Below are 5,341 nucleotides of genomic sequence, written 5' to 3' on the forward strand. Positions count from 1 at the left end.
CCGTGCGCCGTCCTCCGGAGCGCCGGCGCACACCCACCACCACGCTCGACGCGACCCGTCTCGCACACCAGGCCAGCTTCGGGCCGACCGAGGCACTGGTGGCCGACATCCGCACCCGCGGCCCGAGCGCCTGGCTCGCCGCGCAGATGACCACCGCCAGCGCGCGCTACACCCGCGGTGGCAACGGCGACGTGCACCAGTGGACCGGCAGCGGCAACTACTGCGACGGCCGCAGCGCCACCTGCTGGCGCGACAACTTCTCGAGCCAGCCGCTGCTGTGGGACTTCTACCGCAACGCGGTCGGCGGCGCCGACCAGTTGCGCCAGCGGGTGGCCTTCGCGCTGCAGAAGATCGTGGTGGTGTCGAACCTGGAGGTCGAGGGGACCTACGGGATGCGCTACTACTACAACACCCTGCTCGACAACGCCTTCGGCAACTACCGGCAGGTGCTGAAGAAGGTGGCGCTGTCGCCGCTGATGGGCGACTACCTGAACAACGCCAACAACGACAAGGCAGCACCGAACGAGAACTTCGCGCGCGAGCTGCTGCAGCTGTTCTCGATCGGCACCTGCGAACTCAACGCCAACGGCACGCTCAAGGGAGGCGCCTGCTCGCCGACCTACGGCAACGAGACGGTGCGCCACTACGCCTATGCACTGACCGGCTGGACCTACCCGGCCGGCGGCAGCACCGCCTGGGGCTGCTGGCCGCAGAGCACCCATTGCCGCTACTACGCCGGCGACATGGTGCCGGTGGCGCAGTACCACGACACGCTGGAACGCCCGCTGCTGTCGGGCATCACCGTGCCGGCCGGCAGCAGCGCCGACCAGGCGCTCGAGGCGGTGCTCGACAGCCTGATGCAGCATCCGAACATGGCGCCGTTCATCGGGCGCCAGCTGATCCAGCAGCTGGTCGCCAGCAACCCGTCGGCGGCCTACGTGGGCCGCGTCGCGGCGGCCTTCAATGCCGGTCGCCACCAGGGCTTCGGCAGCGGTCAGCGCGGCGACCTCGCCGCCACCGTGGCCGCGGTGCTGCTGGACGCCGAGGCGCGCAGCGAGATCCCGACCCGCAGCGCCGGCAAGTTGCGCGAGCCGGTGCTGCACTTCACCGGCGTGCTGCGCGCGCTGGGCGGCCGCACCGATGGCGACGCACTGGGCTGGTGGTGGGGCGAGACGATGCGCCAGCACGTGTTCCGCCCGCCCTCGGTGTTCAACTACTTTCCGCCCGACTACCCGCTGCCCGGCGTGGCCGGCCTGAAGGCGCCGGAGTTCGGCATCCACAACGCCAACACCTCGCTGGAGCGGCTGAACTACCTGACCTACCTGCTCTGGTGGGGCGGCTCGGCGGCCAGTGCCGACGTGCCCGGCGCGCTGGCACGCGCGTCGACCTGCAGCCCTACACCGCCGACGCGGCCGACGCCGCGAAGCTGGTCGACCGCCTGTCGACGCTCGCGCTGGGGGCACGGCTGCCGAGCGCCACACGCACGCAGGTGATCGCGGCGGTCGAGGCCTACACCGCCCAGAACGACGCGCAGAACTGGGCGACCAACCGCGTGCGCCAGGCCGCCTACCTGGTGTTCGGCTCGCCGAACTACCAGGTGCAGCGCTGACGGCGCCCGGGCCTCGCTTCGGAGACTCTCGATGGCAAACCACCCCACGATCTCGATGGCGCGCCGCCGCTGGCTGCAGCGCTCGATGCTCGGCGTGGCCGGCGCGTTCGGCGCCGGTTCGCTGGTCAACCTGCTGACGGCCACGCGGCCGGCCTTCGCGGCCGACTACAAGGCCCTGGTCTGCGTGTTCCTGTACGGCGGCAACGACGGGCTGAACATGGTGGTGCCGAGCGATGCGACTCGCCACGGCCAGTACAGCGCGGTGCGTGCCGGCCTGGCGCTGCCGCGTGGCAGCCTGGTCGGCCTGAGCGGCAGCGACTACGGCCTGCACCCGGCGATGACGGCCCTGGCCCCGGCCTGGGCGGCCGGCCAGCTGGCGCCGGTGTTCAACGTCGGACCGCTGGTGCAGCCGCTGACCAAGGCGCAGTTCCGCGCGCTGCCCGACAGCTCGCCCTCGCTACCCGACAGCCTGTTCTCGCATTCCGACCAGCAGATCCTGTGGGAGACCGGCACCGGCGACGCACTGACGCGCACCGGCTGGGGCGGCCGCGCCGCCGACGCGCTGGCCACGGCCAACCCGGTGATCTCGGTCGGCGGCAACGGCCGCTTCGGGCTGTCGGCGCTGCAGGGCCCGCTGGTCCTGCCGGGCCCCGGCGCCACCTTCGGCGCCAACGGCCTGCAGCCGAGCGACCTGCAATGGGCGCCGAACGCGGCGCGCAAGGCCGCACTCGACGCCCTCTACGCGCCCACCGCCGTGGATGCGCTGGACAGCGACCTGGCCGGCAGTTACGCGCGCCAGCAGCGCGACGCCTTCGCGGTGTCGGCGCGGCTCGGGAGCATCGTCGCGGCACAACCCGGCGGCGGTTCGACGGCGATCGACGCGGGCTTCGCGCCGGTGATCGCCAACGGACGCGTCACGGGCGGTCTGGCGCAGCAGCTCTACCAGGTGGCCAAGCTGATCGAGGCGAACGCCACGGTGCAGGGCAACCGGCAGATCTTCTTCGCACAGCTCGGCGGCTTCGACACCCACGGCAACCAGATCGTCGGCGGCGACCCGCTGAGCGGCGACCACGCCCGCCTGATGAAGGCGCTGGCCGACGCGCTGGCCGCCTTCAACGCGGCCATGAACAACCTCGGCATGGGCGCCCAGGTGACCACCTTCACGCAGAGCGACTTCGGCCGCACCTTCAAGCCGAACAACAGCCTCGGCACCGATCACGCCTGGGGCAACCATCACCTGGTGCTCGGCGGCGCGGTGCGCGGCCATGCCACCTACGGCAGCTACCCGACGCTGGCCCTGGGGGGCCCCGACGACGTGGGCCAGGACAGCTGGGAGCTGCAGGGCCGCTGGATCCCGACCACCTCGGTCGACCAGTACGCCGCCACGCTGCTGAAGTGGTTCGACGCCACCGACGGCCAGCTCGACACCGTGCTGCCGAACCTGGCCAACTTCGGCAGCGCGCGCAACCTGGGCTTCGTCTGAGCTAGCGGGACGGTCGGCGGGTGCCGGCCTGCTTGTCGAAGGCCGCCGGCGGCAGCGTGAGGTCCAGCCCCCAGGCGGTGCCGCAATCGGCCGGGTCGGCCGGCGGGCGGACGACATGCGGCTCGGCGCGAGGCAGGTGCCAGCGCAGCAACCATCGTTTCCACCACAGGGACAGGTCCATGCACGCAGTCTGCGCGGATGCCGTTCCGGCGAGCGCCGGAATTGCGGGGCTTAAACGACCCATTGCCACCGGGTGAGGCGACGGCGTCGCCCTGCGGTGCGATCAGGCGTCGCGTTGCGGTCCGGCGCGGCCCGCCTCGACGACGAAGGCGGCCTGGGTGTGGACTCGCGCATCGGCCACCACCGGGAAGGCGGTGGCGCGCAGCTCGGCGTGCAGACGCTGCGGCGTGAGGTCGAGCAACACGTAGCCGCGCTCGTCGCTGCGTGCATGCAGCAGGTCGGGATTGCTGCTGCGCATCAGCGCGGTCGCGGTGTCGGACAGCCCGCGCGAGGTGAGCGAGCTGGTGGCGAACTCGCTGGCGACCACCGGCGAGCGCGGGTCGCCGACGTCGGCGCGCAGGCGCGCGGCCACGTGGCGGTGCACGTCGCCGCCGAGGCAGACCACGTTGCCTTGCGGCTGCCCCGCGATCGCCCGCATCAGGCGCGCGCGCGCCTTCGGGTAGCCGTCCCAGCCGTCGCTGAAGAGGCTGCGGCCGAGCGGCGTGTCGATGCCGCTGGGCGCGATCTGCGTGCCCTGGGCCAGCAGCCGCCAGCCGCGCCGGCTGGCGGCGAGCTGCTCACCGATCCAGTGCTCCTGCGCGGCGCCGAACACCGTGGCCGACTCGTCCTCGAGCGTCTCGCACTGCGTGAGGATGCGCCCCCCGGCGACGCCGGGCGCATTGCAGGGCTGCAGCGAGCGGTACTGGCGGTTGTCCAGCGTCCACAGGTCGGCCAGCCGGCCCCAGCGGTAGTGCGCGTGGATGCGCATCTGCGCGCCCACCGGCGCACTGTGCGGCGACACCGGCATGTGTTCGAAGTAGGCCTTGTAGGCGGCGGCGCGCAGCTGCAGGAACGCCGCCGCGCTGCGCGACGGGTCCCGTGAGGCGTCGGCGGCGTAGTCGTTCTCGACCTCGTGGTCGTCCCAGGTCAGCACCCAGGGGTGGGCCGCATGGGCCGCACGCAGGGCGGCGTCGAGCTTGTAGGTGACGTGGCGCTGGCGGAAGCCGTCCAGCGTGGTCGGCTGCGCCGCTTCATGCGATCGGATGCGCAGGCGCGCATTGCTGGATTCGTAGAGGTAGTCGCCGACGAACAGCACCAGGTCCAGGTCGCGCGCGGCGATCTCGCGGTGCAGCGTGAACTCGCCCTGCTCGTAGTGCTGGCAGGACGCCAGCGCGATGCGCAGGCGGCCGACCCCGGCCTCGGGCGCCGGCGCGGTGCGGGTGCGCCCGAGCGGGCTGGTCGCCTCGCCGGCATGGAAGCGGTAGAAGTAGCGCCGATCGCTCGGCAGACCCGTCACCTCGGCGTGCACGCTGTGCGCGTGCTCGGGCCGGGCCCAGACCACGCCGGTGCGCCGTTCGATCGAGAAGCCCTCGTCCTCGGCCAGTTCCCAGCGCACCGCGATGGGCGCGTCGGGCAGGCCACCGAGCGGTTCGCGCGGACTCGGGGCCAGCCGGGTCCACAGCACCACGCGTCGGGCGCCGGCATGCCGCTGGCGACGCCGAGCGTGAAGGGGTCGTCGCCACCGCGGAGCGTCTCGGCCCGCTCGCCACTGCGGCCGACGCCGGGCGCGAACAGCGTGCCGAGCGCCAGCGCGGCCGCGTGGCGGCCCAGGCGATGGAGGAAATCACGGCGCCACATGAGGCGGCCGATTGTGCCCAGCGTCCGTGAAGATCCGGTGGCGCCCCGCTGCGTTTCGTCACGACTTCCCTAGCTTGGCGGCTTGGCCGTGGCGGCCCGATCGCCTAACCTCGTCGTTCGGGCCGCGGCCCGCTTCATGCTTGTCGCACTGCAACCCTCGGCCATTCCCATGACCCGCACTTCTCTGCAAGCCATCACCTGGGGCACGGTCAGCGCCGCCGTGGTCAGCGCGATGCTGCTCGCTGCGGCGGGCGACGACGCGTCCGAATGGCGCTTCGAGCCACCGAGCGCGGGGGTGCGTCCGGCGTCGCTCGGCCGCAACGGCGCCACCGAGCGCCTGCAGCCGGCACCGCCGCCGAACCAGCGTTCGTCACCGGACGCCGCGTCGCGCT

Annotated in this window: 5 protein-coding genes; 3 read left to right on the forward strand and 2 right to left on the reverse strand. The window is 72.6% G+C overall.

The features are described 5' to 3' along the window. Both x551_RS18075 and x551_RS18080 read left to right on the forward strand, forming a co-directional pair. Nucleotides 1-1,493 (forward strand): DUF1800 domain-containing protein (locus x551_RS18075; RefSeq protein ID WP_051512134.1); only part of this gene is annotated, 1,493 nt, incomplete at its 5' end. Between the two features lie 147 nt (nt 1,494-1,640). Next, nucleotides 1,641-3,092, forward strand: a complete 1,452-nt coding sequence (locus x551_RS18080; RefSeq protein WP_011831087.1) for a DUF1501 domain-containing protein — start codon at nt 1,641-1,643, stop codon at nt 3,090-3,092. A gap of 1 nt (nt 3,093) precedes the next feature. Here the strand turns inward: x551_RS18080 and x551_RS25445 are convergent, their stop codons facing one another. Together x551_RS25445 and x551_RS18085 are read right to left on the reverse strand one after the other, a co-directional pair. Next, on the reverse strand, nt 3,094-3,273 hold the full coding sequence (locus x551_RS25445) for a hypothetical protein (RefSeq protein ID WP_148210980.1): 180 nt from the start codon (nt 3,271-3,273) through the stop codon (nt 3,094-3,096). A gap of 102 nt (nt 3,274-3,375) precedes the next feature. Further along, entirely contained in the window at nt 3,376-4,779 is a 1,404-nt protein-coding gene (locus tag x551_RS18085; protein WP_253950412.1) for an alkaline phosphatase D family protein, read from the reverse strand. 339 nt (nt 4,780-5,118) lie between these two features. Here x551_RS18085 and x551_RS18090 point away from each other — a divergent pair. Continuing rightward, a partial coding sequence (locus tag x551_RS18090; RefSeq protein ID WP_036236620.1) for a hypothetical protein occupies nt 5,119-5,341 on the forward strand: 223 nt, incomplete at its 3' end.

Origin of the sequence: Methylibium sp. T29 (assembly GCF_000576205.1) — a bacterium.
GTDB classification, from domain to species: Bacteria; Pseudomonadota; Gammaproteobacteria; order Burkholderiales; family Burkholderiaceae_C; genus Methylibium; species Methylibium petroleiphilum.